The 15,158-nt window shown below is 63.8% G+C and carries 14 protein-coding genes; 9 read left to right on the top strand and 5 right to left on the bottom strand.

Annotation, left to right across the window (positions count from 1 at the left end):
- The first annotated feature begins 63 nt into the window (after positions 1-63).
- Positions 64-363 carry a DUF1330 domain-containing protein gene (locus EOC94_RS09550; RefSeq protein WP_127204055.1) on the top strand — a complete coding sequence of 100 codons (300 nt, stop codon included), beginning with the start codon at positions 64-66 and terminating at the stop codon, positions 361-363.
- Between the two features lie 77 nt (positions 364-440).
- On the top strand, positions 441-941 hold the full coding sequence (locus EOC94_RS09545; RefSeq protein ID WP_127290427.1) for an MmcB family DNA repair protein: 501 nt from the start codon (positions 441-443) through the stop codon (positions 939-941).
- A 324-nt stretch (positions 942-1,265) separates the two neighbouring features.
- On the opposite strand, the gene nhaA is transcribed toward EOC94_RS09545, so the two are convergent.
- The 5 genes from nhaA to EOC94_RS09520 all read right to left on the bottom strand — a co-directional run bounded on the left by nhaA (position 1,266) and on the right by EOC94_RS09520 (position 8,039).
- Positions 1,266-2,462, bottom strand: a complete 1,197-nt coding sequence (gene nhaA, locus EOC94_RS09540; protein WP_127290052.1) for a Na+/H+ antiporter NhaA — start codon at positions 2,460-2,462, stop codon at positions 1,266-1,268.
- A 94-nt stretch (positions 2,463-2,556) separates the two neighbouring features.
- Entirely contained in the window at positions 2,557-3,120 is a 564-nt protein-coding gene (locus EOC94_RS09535) for an ActR/PrrA/RegA family redox response regulator transcription factor (protein WP_082982096.1), read from the bottom strand.
- 64 nt (positions 3,121-3,184) lie between these two features.
- Positions 3,185-4,510, bottom strand: coding sequence for an ActS/PrrB/RegB family redox-sensitive histidine kinase (locus EOC94_RS09530; RefSeq protein WP_185928210.1), 1,326 nt, complete (start codon positions 4,508-4,510; stop codon positions 3,185-3,187).
- A gap of 84 nt (positions 4,511-4,594) precedes the next feature.
- Positions 4,595-7,057, bottom strand: a complete 2,463-nt coding sequence (hrpB, locus tag EOC94_RS09525; RefSeq protein WP_127290048.1) for an ATP-dependent helicase HrpB — start codon at positions 7,055-7,057, stop codon at positions 4,595-4,597.
- A gap of 91 nt (positions 7,058-7,148) precedes the next feature.
- Positions 7,149-8,039, bottom strand: a complete 891-nt coding sequence (locus tag EOC94_RS09520) for a DMT family transporter (protein ID WP_127290046.1) — start codon at positions 8,037-8,039, stop codon at positions 7,149-7,151.
- A gap of 26 nt (positions 8,040-8,065) precedes the next feature.
- On the opposite strand from EOC94_RS09520, the gene EOC94_RS09515 reads away from it, so the two are divergent.
- The 7 genes from EOC94_RS09515 (at position 8,066) to EOC94_RS09485 (ending at position 15,133) form a co-directional block, all read left to right on the top strand.
- Positions 8,066-8,755 carry a PIG-L deacetylase family protein gene (locus tag EOC94_RS09515; RefSeq protein ID WP_127290044.1) on the top strand — a complete coding sequence of 230 codons (690 nt, stop codon included), beginning with the start codon at positions 8,066-8,068 and terminating at the stop codon, positions 8,753-8,755.
- 242 nt (positions 8,756-8,997) lie between these two features.
- On the top strand, positions 8,998-10,329 hold the full coding sequence (locus EOC94_RS09510) for an extracellular solute-binding protein (RefSeq protein WP_127290042.1): 1,332 nt from the start codon (positions 8,998-9,000) through the stop codon (positions 10,327-10,329).
- Between the two features lie 231 nt (positions 10,330-10,560).
- The gene (locus tag EOC94_RS09505; protein ID WP_095485038.1) at positions 10,561-11,508 is read left to right on the top strand and encodes a sugar ABC transporter permease; all 948 of its coding nucleotides are present in this window, start codon (positions 10,561-10,563) and stop codon (positions 11,506-11,508) included.
- Positions 11,505-12,455: a carbohydrate ABC transporter permease gene (locus EOC94_RS09500; RefSeq protein WP_095484294.1), complete on the top strand. Its 951-nt coding sequence runs from the start codon at positions 11,505-11,507 to the stop codon at positions 12,453-12,455. Before EOC94_RS09505 ends, EOC94_RS09500 begins: the two co-directional genes overlap by 4 nt.
- 346 nt (positions 12,456-12,801) lie before the next feature.
- Entirely contained in the window at positions 12,802-13,005 is a 204-nt protein-coding gene (locus tag EOC94_RS09495; RefSeq protein ID WP_127290040.1) for a hypothetical protein, read from the top strand.
- 3 nt (positions 13,006-13,008) lie between these two features.
- On the top strand, positions 13,009-14,121 hold the full coding sequence (locus EOC94_RS09490; RefSeq protein ID WP_126103878.1) for an ABC transporter ATP-binding protein: 1,113 nt from the start codon (positions 13,009-13,011) through the stop codon (positions 14,119-14,121).
- Entirely contained in the window at positions 14,114-15,133 is a 1,020-nt protein-coding gene (locus EOC94_RS09485) for an ABC transporter ATP-binding protein (RefSeq protein ID WP_127290038.1), read from the top strand. Before EOC94_RS09490 ends, EOC94_RS09485 begins: the two co-directional genes overlap by 8 nt.
- Positions 15,134-15,158 lie beyond the last annotated feature (25 nt).

The raw sequence follows: 15,158 nt of genomic DNA, 5'->3' as shown, positions 1-15,158 counted from the left end.
CTGGCTTAGTTGCGGGGCCGCTAATGGAGGTGCTTCACTGGCTCTCTTCAGGGAGTAAGGCCAATGGCAGCCTATCTTATTGCTGATGTAGACATAACCGATGCCGCCGTTTTCGAGGAATACCGCCGGGATGTACCAGCAACCGAAGCGCGCTATGGAGGAAGATACATCGCTCGCGGCGGAGCCACCAAAGTGCTGGAAGGCGATTGGGAACCTCATCGCCTGGTCATTGTCGAGTTCCCGGACATGGCTTCGCTCATGGCATGGTACGACTCTCCAGAATACGGTCGGCTCAAAGCTATCCGCGAACGCTGCGCAAGGACGAGGATCATTGCGCTGGAGGGCATGATGCCGGTCAGTTAAAGGCCCGGGCTGCCAACCGGATAATCGCCTGAAGAAAGCGGGTTCAAACCGTGAACAGAATCTGGCATGGTGCTGCCATGCCAATCATCTCGCCTGTCCCTCTCAACCCGCTCATCGATGGCCGCCAGTCCGAGCGTGCCATGCTGGTGCGGCGCGGCGTGCAGCGGCTGCTTAAGGAAATGGGCGCGCATGTGCTGCCCGAACTGTCGCTGGCGACCGGGCGCCGCGCCGACCTTGTCGCGCTGACCCGCCAGGGCGACATCTGGATCATCGAGATCAAATCCTCGATCGAAGATTTCAGGGTCGACCGCAAATGGCCGGACTACCGGCTGCACTCCGACCGCTTCTTCTTCGCCACCCATCCCGGCGTGCCCTCGGAACTATTTCCGCAGGAATGCGGTTTTATCCTGTCCGACGGCTACGGCGCCGAAATCCTGCGCGACGCGCCGGAGCACCGCATGGCGGCGGCGACGCGCAAGGCGCTGATGCTGAGGATCGCACGGGCCGGAGCATCGCGGCTGCTCGCGGCGGAACTCGCCGGCGTCTCGGTGCCGGCGCTGGAGGGCGAGAGCGAGTAGAGAACGTTCGAGCTATCTGGATACAGTGCTTTGTGCTGCCTACCCGACTGCCAGCGTTCGTGGTTGGCGAAAGCCTAAGCGGCATCCGATCTCCCCCCTTGCGGGGGAGATGTCCGGCAGGACAGAGGGGGGTGGGAAGGATTGCCAACTTTCAGCTTAACACACCCCCAATCGGGAAACAGTCTTAGGGGTTTTGTTGCGATAGGTTTGGCAGGTCGGAGCGACAGCACCCCCTCTGCCCTGCCGGGCATCTCCCCCGCAAGGGGCGAGATCGGCAGCTTCGCCCGATGGCGAAATGATGATCAATCTCGACCTAGCCAGTTTCTATTCTTCTTCCTCGTCCGCCCCGTTCGCAGCCGGCGCGACCAGCAGCACGGCGGCGCCGAGGATCGCGGCGATGAAGGATCCGGCCAGGATGCCGACCTTGACCGCGTCCTGCAGCTCGACGTTGTTGGCGAAAGCGAGCAGGCCGATGAACAGGCTCATGGTGAAGCCGATGCCGCAGAGCAGCGAAATGCCAACCATGTGCAGCCAGCCGGCATTGACAGGCAGGTCGGCGAAGCCGAGCCGGATGGCAAGCGCGGAAGAGCCGAACACGCCGACCAGCTTGCCGGCGACGAGGCCGGCGGCAACGCCCAGCGTAAGCGGCTCGACCAGAGCGGCTGCGCTCAGGCCGGCCAACGAGACGCCGGCATTGGCAAAGCCGAAGATCGGGATGACGAACAACGGCACGATGTTATGCAGGCCGTGTTCGAGCCGATGCAGCGGCGAATGGTCGAGATCATGGCTGATGCCCGGAGTGACCTTCAGGGGTATGCTCAGGGCCAGCGCCACGCCGGCGAGCGTGGCATGCACGCCTGACTTCAGCACCAGCACCCACAGAACGGCTCCAAGCACGAGATAGGGCAGCAGCGTCAGCACGCCCATGCGGTTGAGCGCGATGAGCAGAGCGATGACCGCGAAGGCGGCGCCGAGATAGGCGAGCGACAGGCCGCTCGTGTAGAACACGGCGATGATGACGACCGCGCCGAGGTCGTCGATGATGGCAAGCGCGGTGAGGAATACCTTCAGCGACCCCGGCACGCGGTTGCCGAGCAGCGACAGCACGCCGAGCGCAAACGCGATGTCGGTAGCGGTCGGGATCGCCCAGCCGGACAGAGCGGCTGGGTTGTCGCGGTTGATGGCGACATAGACAAGTGCCGGCACCAGCATGCCGCCGGCGGCGGCGACGCCGGGCAGGACGCGCCGCGGCCAAGTCGAGAGCTGTCCGTCCAGCATCTCGCGCTTGATCTCCAGGCCGACCAGCAGGAAAAAGACGGCCATCAGGCCGTCATTGATCCAGTGCGATACGCTGAGCGGTCCCAGATAGGCGTGAAGGGCATCGAAGTAGGTTTCGGCCAGCGGCGAATTGGCGACGATCAGCGCCAGTGCTGCGGCAGCCATCAGGATGATGCCGCCGGCCGCCTCGCTGTCGAGGAATTCGCGAAAGATGGAGATCGGCCGCTGCTTCTGGTCCTGCATGTCGTCTCTCATGTTCCCGGTCGGACGGAATCACTTCGCAGGATGATGCTCAAGCCCCGGCAATGAGGCAAGCAGCCTGTCAGTCAGCCGTTAGTCAGCGCGGGGCGCGCTTGGCGAGTATCCGCTGCAGCGTGCGGCGGTGCATATTGAGCCGGCGCGCGGTCTCGGAGACGTTTCGGTCGCACATTTCGTAGACGCGCTGGATGTGCTCCCAGCGCACGCGGTCGGCCGACATCGGGTTTTCAGGCGGTGCGGCGCGTTCGCCAGCGGTGCGGGTAAGGGCGGCGAAAATGTCGTCGGCATCGGCCGGCTTCGACAGATAATCAATGGCTCCCAGCTTCACCGCCGTCACCGCGGTGGCGATGTTGCCGTAGCCGGTGAGGATGATGGCGCGGGCGTCGTCGCGCTTCTCGCGGATGGCGGCGACGACATCGAGGCCATTGCCGTCGGCGAGCCGCATGTCGACCACGGCATAGGCGGGCGGGTTGGCGCGCGCCTTGGCCACCGCCTCCTCGACGCTCTCGGCCGTCTCGACCACGAAACCCCTGGTTTCCATGGCGCGGGCAAGCCGTGTGAGGAATGGCTTATCGTCGTCGACGATCAACAGCGAGGTGTCCTCGCCTTCAACCATTGCGCCAATCGTTTCGTCGCCGTTCATCGTCTTCTAAATTCCTGCTGCCTGATTTTTACGCAAATATAGTTTTGGAGCGCTGTTGTCCAATTCAAGCCGTGTCAAACATGGTGGCCGAAGCCGATTCAGGATTGAGGAAGACGCTGCGTGGCCACGATATCTGCACGATGGCGCCCTCGCCCGGCTCGTTTGAATTGCGGAAATCAAGCGTGGCGCCCGAGCGCTCCAGCAAGGTCTTGGCGATGAAAAGCCCTAGGCCCAGGCCGCCGCCGGCCTCGGTGCCCTGGCGTGTCGACATATAGGGCTCGCCGATGCGGTCGATGATTTCGGGAGGGAAACCCGGCCCGTCGTCGGTGATCGAGAAGGTAACGGCGGCCTCGTTCCAGCTCCAGCGCACGGTGACGGCCTTGCGGGCAAAATCGACGGCGTTCTCGACCAGATTGCCGAGGCCGTAGATGACGCCGGGATTGCGCCGCCCTACCGGTTCGGGGCCGATGCGCTCGCCGGGACGAAGCTTGATCGAGATGCCGAAATCACGGTGCGGCGCCGTCATCTCCTCGACCAGCGAGGTCAGCGGCAGGCGGGAGAGATGCGCCTCGCCCTCAGACGAGAGGCTGGTGAGGCGTTTGAGGATTTCGCGGCAACGCTCGCTCTGCGAGCGCAGCAGCGTCACGTCCTCGCCGTATTTCGGATCGTTGCGGAGCGCCTTCTCCATCTCCTTGGCAACAAGAGTGATGGTGGCAAGCGGCGTGCCCAGCTCATGCGCAGCGGCGGCGGCAAGGCCGTCCAGCGCCGACAGGTGCTGCTCGCGCTGCAGCACCAGCTCGGTGGCGGCAAGCGCGTTGGCGAGCAAGCGTGCTTCCTCGGCCACGCGGAAGGCGTAGATCGCGGTGAAGGCGATCGAGGAAAACACCGCCATCCACATGCCTGCGACATAGATGAACGGCATCTCGAGCGGCGCGCCCTCATACCAGGGCAGCGGCAGATGGAAGAAGACCAGCAGGGTCGCCGCCACCATCACCAGCGCGCCGAGGATGGCCGTCAGGCGCAGCGGCAGCGACGTCGCCGAGATGACCACCGGCACGGTCACCAGCACCGAAAACGGATTGGTGAGGCCGCCGGTCATGTAGAGCAGGCCGGCAAGCTGCAGGCTGTCGATGGTCAGGATGGCAAAGGCCGGCAGCGGCGTCAGCCGATGCGCTGCCGGATAGCGGAAGGTCAGCAACAGGTTCATCCAGGCAGAGCAGGCGATCAGCGCGAAGCAGAGGCTGACAGGCAGCGGGAACTTCAGCCCGTAGGCGACGACGAGCACCGTCAGGCTCTGGCCGACGATGGCGAGCCAGCGCAGCCTGATCAGCGTGTTGAGACGCAGCCGCTGGCTTTGCTGGAAGTCGGGCGCCTGCAGGATGTTTATCATGACCAAGGATTATAGCCGGGAAAGGAGAAGCGGTAGATGTTTCTGTCTTCTTGTTGACCATGATCGGATCATGGTCGAGCTGCATCAGCTGCCACGCGGTTTGGCGCGGCTGGTGGCGGTGGCGAGAAGCGGGTTCTCCGGCCAGACGTGCCGGGGATAGCGGCCACGCATGTCGGCCCGCACATCGGCCCAGGAACCGCGCCAGAAGCTGGGCAGGTCACGCGTCGTCTGGATAGGCCGGTGCGCCGGCGATAAGAGCTCGAGTGTCAGCGGCACGGTGCCATTGGCAATCGAAGGGTGCCGGTCGAGCCCGAACAGCTCCTGCACGCGGATCGCCAGCACGGGCCATTCGCCGTCATAACGGATCGGCACGCGGCTGCCCGACGGCGCGTCGAAATGGGTCGGCGCCAGCGCCTCGATCCTGCGCTGGAGATCGTGCGGCACCAATGCCATGAGGCCGGCCGAAAGCACGCCCGGATCGATCGCGGCGAAGGACGCAGCGCCGGAGAGATACGGCAGCAGCCAATCGTCGAGACATTCGAGAAGCGCCGCGTCGGAAACGTCGGGCCAGGGCGCGCCGACGCCGCGATACAGCCAGCCGAGCCGTTGGCGCAGCGTTTCCGCCTCCTTGCCCCACGGCAAAAGCGACAGCCCGTGTTCGCGCAAGGCGTCAAGGATCGCGTGATCCGCCTCAGTGCCGGCCGGCGCCGGCAGCATGCGTTCGGACAGCGTGATGGCACCGAGGCGAACGGTTTCGCGCACGCGCACCGCGCGCCTGTCGCGGTCGAAGCTCGTTTCCCCGCGGGTCTCGATCTTGTCGGCAAGCGAAGCGCGAATGTCGGTCTCATCTATCGCCGCTGCTGCCGTGATGCGGGCATTCTGCGCCTTGCCCTGCAGGTCGGCGACGACGAGCCAGGTTTCGCCCGCCAGGGGATCAGCGGTGTCGAGCATGGCGCCCGAACCGTTGGCCAGCACGAAACGGCCGCGCTCGCCGCGCGCCCTGGCGACACGGTCCGGCCAGGCACGGATGAGGAGGGCGCCGGCGGAAGCCTGCTCATTGTTTCTCCCGCCACCGGCCTGCCTCGCCAGCCGCTCTGCAAGCTGCCGCGCCGATGTGGCGCGCGGCGATCTTTCGGATCGGAACCGCATCAGCCGGCGTTCGAGGTCGGCGCCGTCGCCGCCAAGGCCGCGCTCGGTGAGCAGCACGGCGAGCATGGCCGCCTCGAACGCCTGGCCGGTCTTCGCCGCCTCGGCGACCATGTGAGCGAGCCGCACCGGTAGCGCCAGCCTGCGCATCGCAGCACCCGCTTCCGTCAGGCGCCCTGCCTCGTCAATGGCATCGAGCGCACGAAGCAGCGACCTTGCCTCGTTGAGCGCCGGGGCCGGCGGCGGATCGAGGAACGAAAGGCTCGTTGGATCGGCGACACCGAAGGCGGCGCAATCGAGCAGAAGTCCGGAAAGATCGGCCTCGATGATCTCCGGCGGGGTGAACGCGGGAAGTGCCGCCGTCTGCTCGGCTCGCCACAGCCGGATGGCGACGCCCGGTTGTGTGCGTCCGGCGCGGCCGGCGCGCTGGTCGGCGGAGGCTCTGCTGACACGCACCGTCTCCAGCCGCGTCAGGCCGCTGGCCGGCTCGTAGCGCGGCAGCCGCGACAGACCGGAATCGATGACGACGCGCACACCGTCGATGGTGATCGAGGTTTCGGCGATCGACGTTGCCAGCACCACCTTGCGGCGGCCGGATGGCGCCGGCTTGATGGCCGCGTCCTGGGCCTTGCCGTCGAGCATGCCGTAGAGCGGCACGATGTCGGTGTCGGCGCTGACGCGGCCCTGCAGCCGCTCGGCGGTGCGCTCGATCTCGCGCTGGCCGGGCAGGAAGGCGAGCACGCTGCCGCTCTCCTCGGCAAGGGCCGCGCGGATCGCCTTGGCCATGGCGTCTTCGATGGCGATCCCGGCCGGCCGATCGTCGTAGCGCACGTCGACGGGAAAGGCGCGGCCTTCGCTCTCGATTAGCGGGGCGCCGGAAAGCAGCCGAGCGACACGCGCGCCGTCGAGCGTCGCCGACATCACCAGCAACCGCAGATCGGGCCTCAGCGCACCTTGCACATCGAGCGCCAGCGCCAGACCGAAATCGCCGTCGAGCGAGCGCTCGTGGAATTCGTCGAAGAACACCGCCGAGACACCGGGCAGTTCCGGATCGTCGAGGATCATGCGGGACAGCACGCCCTCGGTAACGACAAGAATTTTCGTCCTTGCCGAGGTCCGGTTTTCCATGCGCATGGCATAGCCGACCGTCTCGCCGGGCTCCTCGCCGAGCAGTTCGGCCATGCGGCGGGCAGCGGCGCGGGCAGCGAGCCGGCGCGGCTCGAGCAGAATGATCTTGCCCGTGCCGAGCCATGCTGCATCGAGCAGCGCCAGTGGCACCAGCGTCGTCTTGCCGGCGCCGGGCGGCGCCACCAGCACGGCGCTGTTGCCATGGCCAAGCGCCTCGCTGAGCGCCGGCAGCACGGCGGAGACCGGGAGTTCCGGCAAGGGTTTTCTGGTCATCGTCCCACGGACGTACTCATCCAATCGCGGCGGATCCGCAGCGCCCGCATATCAGCGGTGACGGTCGCCGCGCAACCGAGAGCGGGCCAACTCAAAGCCGGGTCCGCGAAAATGGGTTCCAGCGCACCGTGCCCAACCTCGCCTCCTCGCGCACCATCGTCAAAAGGCCGGAGCCACCGACGATGGCGAGACCGACAAGCGACAGAAAATCGGGATATTCCTGGAAGAACAGCGCGCCCAGGATCACCGCCCAGACGATCTGCGAATAATGCGTCGGCGCGATCCGGTTGGCTGGCGCGTATTTGACGGCCATAAGCTGAAGCAATTGTCCGCAAGACGTGAACGCACCCGACAGCACCAACCAGGTCAGCTGCCTTGCGTCCGGAAGCGTGAATGACGTGGCCGCGGCACCGATGCCGTTGAAGAACAGGCCGTAGCCAATCAGCACGCCGAGCATCGTCGTGCGCTTTTCCCCAGCCGCGAGCGAGCGCATCAGGATGATGCTGGCGGCGGCAAGGAAAGCAACGCCGAACGCAGCGAGGTGACCGAGATGCATCTCGCGAAAGCCCGGCCGCACGACCAGCATGACGCCGGCAAAGCCGGCGACCACCGCCAGCCATCGCCAAGGGCCGACCTTCTCCTTGAGGATGAGGGTGGAAAGGATGGTGACGCAGAGCGGCGCCAGGAAAATCAGCGCATAGGCTTCCGCCAGCGGGATGGTGGTGAAGGCATAGACGCTGAGCACGCCGGACGCGATACCGGCCCAGGCGCGGGCCTGAACCGCCCAAGGCCGCTTCGTGCGCCAGAAATCGCGCCAGCGTTCGCCGTTCGGCCGGGTGAAGAGAAGAAAGAAGCCGGCAAACAATGTCGAGAAGAACCCGATCTCGAACACCGTGAACTGCCCACCCAGGCTTTTGACAACGGCATCGTTGAATGAATAGCTTGCATAGGCGATCAGGGCGAGCAGAATTCCGTTCGTCACGTGTTTCCAGTTCCAGGGAGAGCAGGGTGAAGATACTGGCGCTCGGTGCGCATCCGGACGACATCGAGATTTTCATGTTCGGTACGATGGCAGCCTATGCCGCGCAAGGCGCAGAACTGGTTTTTGCGATAGCCACGGACGGCGCCAGGGGTGGGAGGGGCGATCCGGGACCGCTCGCCCGCGCCCGCCGCGAGGAAGCGGCTGTGGCGGCGGACCTGCTTGGCGCAACACCGCACTTCCTCGATTTTCCGGACGGCGCGCTGGTTGCCGACGCCGCGCTGATCGCGGCACTGAAGACGCTGATCGGCGACATGAAGCCGGACCTGGCGATCACCCATGCGCCGAACGACTATCATGGCGACCACCGTGCGCTGTCGGACAGCGTGCGGATCGCGGCGTCTTTCGCAGTGCCGGTGCTGCATGCCGATACGCTCGGCGGCACCGGTTTTTCGCCGACGCATTATGTCGATATATCAGGGCATTTCGATCTCAAGACGATGGCGATCCGGGCGCATCAGTCGCAGGATCCCGAACGTTTCGTCGACGCGGCGCGCACGCAGAACGCCTTTCGCGCCGGCCAGTGCAATGGCGCAGCCGGTTCCTTCGCCGAGGCCTTCCGCTTCGAGCCGGTCTTCCCCTTCGCCGACATACGCGCCCTGCTGCCGCCGGCCCCGGCGCTGCGGCCGGTGACAGTGAGCACCAGAACGGTCAAATGAACCGGTGCCCGGCGCGCCAAACAACCCGACAGAAGCCGCCTTTCCCGAACCAGCGCCCGGAGCCGACGCGTCATGCTGCGGTGCAGCGACGAATTCGCTTGCCTTGTTTAGTAAAAATTGCATCACTAAACAAATTACTAAACATCCGGCGCTCAACCCGTCATAGTGTTTAGGCCCCTGAGGAGGGGGGTTGAGGTTTTTGAAACCGTCATCCGGGCGCGTTTCGCAAATGGGAGGAAGGCATGAAATCGACCTTGAAACTGACGTTGGGACTGACCTCGGCGATGTTTGCGTCGACAGCCGTTTCGAACGTCGCGCATGCGGAAGATCTGACGCTTTGCTGGGCAGCCTGGGACCCGGCGAACGCTCTTGTGGAACTGTCCAAGGATTTCACCAAGGAATCCGGCATCGGCATGAAATTCGAGTTCGTGCCGTGGACCAACTATGCCGATCGCTTCCTCAACGAACTGAATTCCAAGGGCAAGCTGTGCGACCTGATCATCGGCGATAGCCAGTGGATCGGCGGCTCCGCCGAGAACGGCCATTACGTCAAGCTGAACGACTTCTTCGACAAGGAGAAGATCAGCATGGACGACTTCGTGCCGGCCACGGTCGTCGGCTACGCCGAATGGCCGAAGAACACGCCGAACTACTGGGCGCTGCCTGCCATGGGCGATGTCGTCGGCTGGACCTATCGCAAGGACTGGTTCTCCAAGCCGGAACTGCAGAAGGAATTCAAGGAGAAGTACGGCTGGGATCTCGCAGCGCCGACGACCTTTGACCAGTTGAAGCAGATCGCCGAGTTCTTCCAGAAGCGCGAGATCGACGGCAAGACCGTCTATGGCGCGTCGATCTATACCGAGCGCGGCTCCGAAGGCATCACCATGGGCGCCATGGACGTGCTCTACAGCTTCGGCTTCAAATACGAGAACCCCGACAAGCCCTACGAGATGGACGGCTTCGTCAACTCCGAGAAATCGGTGAAGGGTCTGGAGTTCTACAAGGCGCTCTACGACTGCTGCACGCCTCCCGGGGCTTCGAACAGCTACATGGGCGAAGGCGTCGATGCCTTCAAATCCGGCCAGGTGGCGATGCACATGAACTTCGCCTTTACCTGGCCAGGCCTGCAGAAGGACGAGAATGTCGGCGGCGACAAGATTGGCTATTTCGCCAATCCCAAAGGTCCCGACGGCGACCAGTTCGCCCAGCTCGGCGGCCAGGGCATCTCGGTGGTTTCCTATTCCGACAAGCAGGAAGCCGCGCTCAAATACATCAAGTGGTTCGCCAACAAGGACGTGCAGGCCAAATGGTGGTCGCTCGGCGGCTATTCCTGCCTCAACGCGGTCGTGAAAGACCCGAGCTTTCCGGCCAGCCAGCCTTATGCGCAGACCTTCCTCGACTCGATGGCCATCGTGAAGGACTTCTGGGCTGAGCCGAGCTATGCGCCGCTGCTGCAGGCGTCGCAGAAGCGCTTCCACGACTATGTCGTGGCCGGCCAGGGTTCGGCGAAGGACGCGCTCGACGGCCTGGTCAAGGACTGGACCGAGGTCTTCCAGGACGACGGCAAGATGTAATCGGCGAGAGACCGGCTCCTCCCGAGCCACGACCCCAGGGCCGGATGATTTCGGGTCTCCGACCCGAAATCATCCGGCCCCGGACCAAGAGCGAGTGAGCATGATGTCGTCCGAAAACCGCTTAACACTTTTCGGCATCATGCTCTGGTCCCGTGCCGCCCTTGGCACGGGACACAGTTCAGATAAATTCCAATGTCGAGACGACTTGAAGTGACCGAAGCGGGACTGACCATGCTCAATCGGACTGCGGACAGCGTTGCCCGGGCCACGCCTGAGCCGTTGGCCCGCAAGGTCCGGGGCATCAGCGACAAGGGCCTCGCCTGGCTGTTCATCTCGCCGACGATCCTGTTGCTGCTCGCCATCAACATCTTTCCGCTGTTCTGGGCGATCTATCTGTCCTTCACCAACTACCGCGCCAACCGCCCCAACGAGGTGGTGAAGAATGTCGGCCTTGCCAACTACAAGCGCATACTCGGCGACCAGGACATCTGGATCGCCATGCAGACGACGGCGCATTTCGTGTTCTGGACCATCCTGCTGCAGACGCTGATCGGTTTCACGCTGGCCTGGCTGATCGACCGGAAGTTTCGCGGCCATGCCTTCTGGACGACGATCATTCTGGTGCCGATGATGCTGTCGCCGGCAGTGGTCGGCAATTTCTGGCGCTTCCTCTACGAGCCGCAGATCGGCCTGTTCGCCTATGCCATCTCGTTCGTGTCAGGCATTCCGGCAACGGAGATCGGCATGCTCTCCAATGTCTCGCTGGCGCCGTGGTCGATCATCATCGTCGACACCTGGATGTGGACGCCGTACGTGATGCTGATCTGCCTCGCGGGCTTACGCTCGATCCCCGAATACATCTATGAGGCGGCCGAGGTCGACCGTGCCTCCAACTGGCGGCAGTTCTGGTCGATCACGCTGCCGATGGCGCTGCCCTTCATCATGCTGGCGGTGCTGTTCCGCGGCATCGAGAACTTCAAGATGTTCGACATGGTCAACCTGCTCACCGGCGGCGGACCCGGCTCGACCACCGAAGTCGCCTCAATCACGCTGAAGCGGCAGGCCTTCGAAAGCTGGCGGACGGGCTATTCCTCGGCCTTCGCCATCATCCTCTTCGTCGCGGTGTTCGGGCTGGCCAATATCTACGTCAAGGCGCTTAACAAGGTGAAGCAGAGATGAGCCTGACGTCAGCCCATTCGGTCGTCGCACCCTCGGCCACGTCGAAGCGCGTCGCCGGCACGATCATCGTGCTTTACGCGCTTATCTCGATCGTGCCGCTGCTGTGGATCTTCGCCACCAGCTTCAAGACGCCGCCGGATTCGATTGCGTATCCGCCGAAGATCCTGTTCCAGCCTAGCCTCGAAGGCTACTGCAATCTGTTCACGACGCGCACAAGGCAGACGCCGGAATACATCAACTCGCTTGGACCGGCGACCGGCTTCTGCGACGAGACCACGCGCAAGCGCAACATGGTGATCGCCGGCCCGTCCAACTTCATGCCGCGCTTCGTCAATTCGCTGATCATCGCCTTCGGCTCGACTTTTTGCGCGGTGTTCCTCGGCACGTTGTCGGCCTATGGCTTCTCGCGCTTCAAGGTGCCGCTGGCCGACGACCTTCTCTTCTTCATCCTGTCGACGCGGATGATGCCGCCGATCGCGGTCGCCATTCCCATATATCTGATGTATCGCGAGCTTGGCCTGTCGGACACCGCGCTCGGCATGATCCTGCTCTATACGGCGGTCAATGTGTCGCTTGCGGTGTGGCTGCTGAAGGGCTTCATCGACGAGATCCCGCGCGAGTACGAAGAAGCGGCGATGATCGACGGTTATACGCGGCTGCAGGCCTTCTGGCGCACCGTGCTGCCGCAGGCGACCACCGGTATTGCCGCGACCGCCATCTTCTGCCTGATCTTTGCCTGGAACGAATATGCGTTCGCCGCTCTGCTGACTTCGGGCACGGCGCAGACCGCGCCGCCCTTCATCCCGACCATCATTGGCGAAGGCGGCCAGGACTGGCCGGCGGTCGCTGCAGGCACGACGATCTTCCTGGTGCCGATCCTGGTGTTCACCATCCTGCTTCGCAAGCAATTGCTGCGTGGCATCACCTTCGGCGCGGTGCGCAAATGATTGATGTGGGAATAAGAAACCGACGGTGCCACCGTTTCCCTTCTCCTCGTCCACGGCTACGGGATCGACACATTTGCGAACGCTTACCGTTTAGCGATAGCGTGTATGACAAGCAGGCACATACATCTTCTCCCGCCGCGCCAGGTCGACCCCCACTCCGTCGAGCTTCGCTCGACACCTCTCCCCCGATCGACGGCGTAGAGGAAGGGTGCGAACTTAATTCAGCCAGACTCCCTTCCTCTCCCTCCGGAGGGGGGAGAGGTGGCGGTGCGAAGCAGCGGCGGAGTGGGGGAACCACCTGGCAACCGCCTCGCCCCGTGAACGGGAAGAAGGAAGGGAGTGGAGCATGACGCGTCCTGTTGTTCCCATAAGACCATCATGGCCGCGCGCGCTCCGCCGCGGGCTGATGGAAAACATCGCCACCGCGATCATCGCCATCGGCTTCCTGATGCTGTTTCAGCCCTTCGCGCTGTCGCTCTACACGTACTCCTTCGTCACCATGCTGGCCGGCACGGCGATGTTCATCATCGTCTCGAAGTTTCCGGAGTAGACGATGGCTGAAATCCGCGTTGAGCATCTGAGGAAGGCATTCGGCGATTTCGTCGCCGTGCAGGATTCCAACTTCGTCGTCGGGAATGGCGAGTTCTTCGTCATGCTGGGGCCGTCGGGTTGCGGCAAGACGACGACGTTGCGCATGATTGCCGGGCTCGAACTGCCGACCGGCGGCAAGATCCTGCTTGGCGGCGAGGACGTCACCATGCGACGTGCCCGCGAGCGCGACATCGCCTTCGTCTTTCAGCTGTTCGCGCTCTATCCGCACATGAATGTGCGTAAGAACATCGGCTTCCCGTTGCTGGCGCAGGGCATGCCCGGCATCGAAATCCGCCAGCGCGTCGAAGAGACGGCGAAGCTGTTGCGCATCGACCATCTGCTCAACAAATCGGTCTCCGGCCTTGCCGGCGGTGATCGCCAGCGCGTCGCGCTCGGCCGCGCCATCGTGCGGCGGCCAAAATGCTTCCTGATGGACGAGCCGCTCGGCACGCTCGACACCGAATTCCGCGATCTCATGGTCCATGAGCTGCGCGAACTGCACAACCGCATCCGCGCCACCACGGTCTACGTCACGCATGACCAGATGGAAGCGATGTCGATGGCCGACAAGATCGCGGTTATGAACCACGGCGTCATCGAACAGTTCGGCACCCCGCGCGAAATCTACGACCGGCCGGCTACCATGTTCGTCGCCGATTTCATCGGCTCGCCGCCGATGAATTTTCTCGGCTTCGGCGGCGGGCTTTCAAAGGGTGCCAGGGAGATAGTAGTGCAAGGTGCCAAGGTGGCGGTGCCGGAGGTGCGCGAGGACATCGCGCCGGCCGACATGGCGCTCGGTATCCGACCGGAACACATCCGCTTCGACGACGCGTCGAAGCTGCGTGGCGCCATCTATGGCACCGAATATCTCGGCACCACGCAGATCGTTGCGGTGGAGACATCCGGCGGCATCATCAAGGCGCGGGTGCCGGCCGAAATTCGGCTCAATGCGGGCGACCATGTCGGCCTGGCGCTGAGCAGCGCACGGCTGTCGCTGTTCGAGAGGGGCTCCGGCCGCGCGGTGCGAACCGCAATCCATGACGGGGCTTCCCAGGGAAGAGCACATCATGGCTGACGTGCAGATCAAAGGCGTGACCAAGAGCTTCGGCGAACATGTCGCCGTTGACACTCTCGATCTGCATGTCGCCGATGGCGAATTCGTCGTGCTGCTCGGCCCGACCGGCGCCGGCAAGACGACGACGCTCCGGCTTATTGCCGGATTGGAACGGCCGGATACTGGCTCAATCCATATCGGCGGACGCGACGCAACAGCACTCTCGCCGGCCGAGCGCGACACCGCCTTCGTCTTCCAGCAATATTCGCTTTATCCGCATCTGTCGGTCTACGACAATCTGGCCTTTCCGCTGCGCTCGCCTGCGCGGCGGCTGGGCGAGGACGCGGTGCGCCGCCGCGTCGAAGAGGTGGCCAAGATGGTGCGTATCCACCACAAGCTGAACAACCGCTCCACCAAGCTTTCCGGCGGCGAGATGCAGCGCGTCGCCATCGGGCGCGCCCTGGTGCGCAAGCCCTCGATCTATCTGATGGACGAGCCGCTGTCGTCGCTCGATGCCAAGCTGCGCGCCGACCTCCGGCTCGAGCTGAAGCGCATCCAGGCCGAGCTCGGCGCCACCATGCTTTATGTCACGCATGACCAGATCGAGGCGATGACGATGGCCGATCGCATCGGCATTCTCGCCGATGGCGTGCTGGTGCAGATCGGCACGCCGCGGACGATCTATTCCGAGCCGGCAAACCTTCATGTCGCCGCAAGGCTCGGCCAGCCGGCAATCAATCTGTTGCCGACGGGCCTGCTGCCGGATGGCGACATGCCGGCGGGAACCAAAACGATCGGCGCGCGTACAGAACATCTGTCGATCGGCAAGGCATCGAATGGCCCCGCCGACGGCGTTGTTAACTGGGTCGAGCATTTGGGCGACCAGAACCACCTGCATGTGACGGTGGGAAGCAGAAAGCTGGTGACGCTGACCGACCCCGACATCCAACTGGAAAAGGGCGACAGGGTGATTATCCGCTACCGGGCGCCGCTGTTCTTCGACCAGGCCGGCAACAGGATTGCAAACCGATGAGCGCTGAGACGCTGGACAAGACTGG

The sequence above is a fragment of the Mesorhizobium sp. M6A.T.Ce.TU.016.01.1.1 genome (assembly GCF_003997065.1).
Taxonomy (GTDB): Bacteria; Pseudomonadota; Alphaproteobacteria; order Rhizobiales; family Rhizobiaceae; genus Mesorhizobium; species Mesorhizobium mediterraneum.
This window is presented reverse-complemented; position numbering and strand designations above follow the sequence as displayed.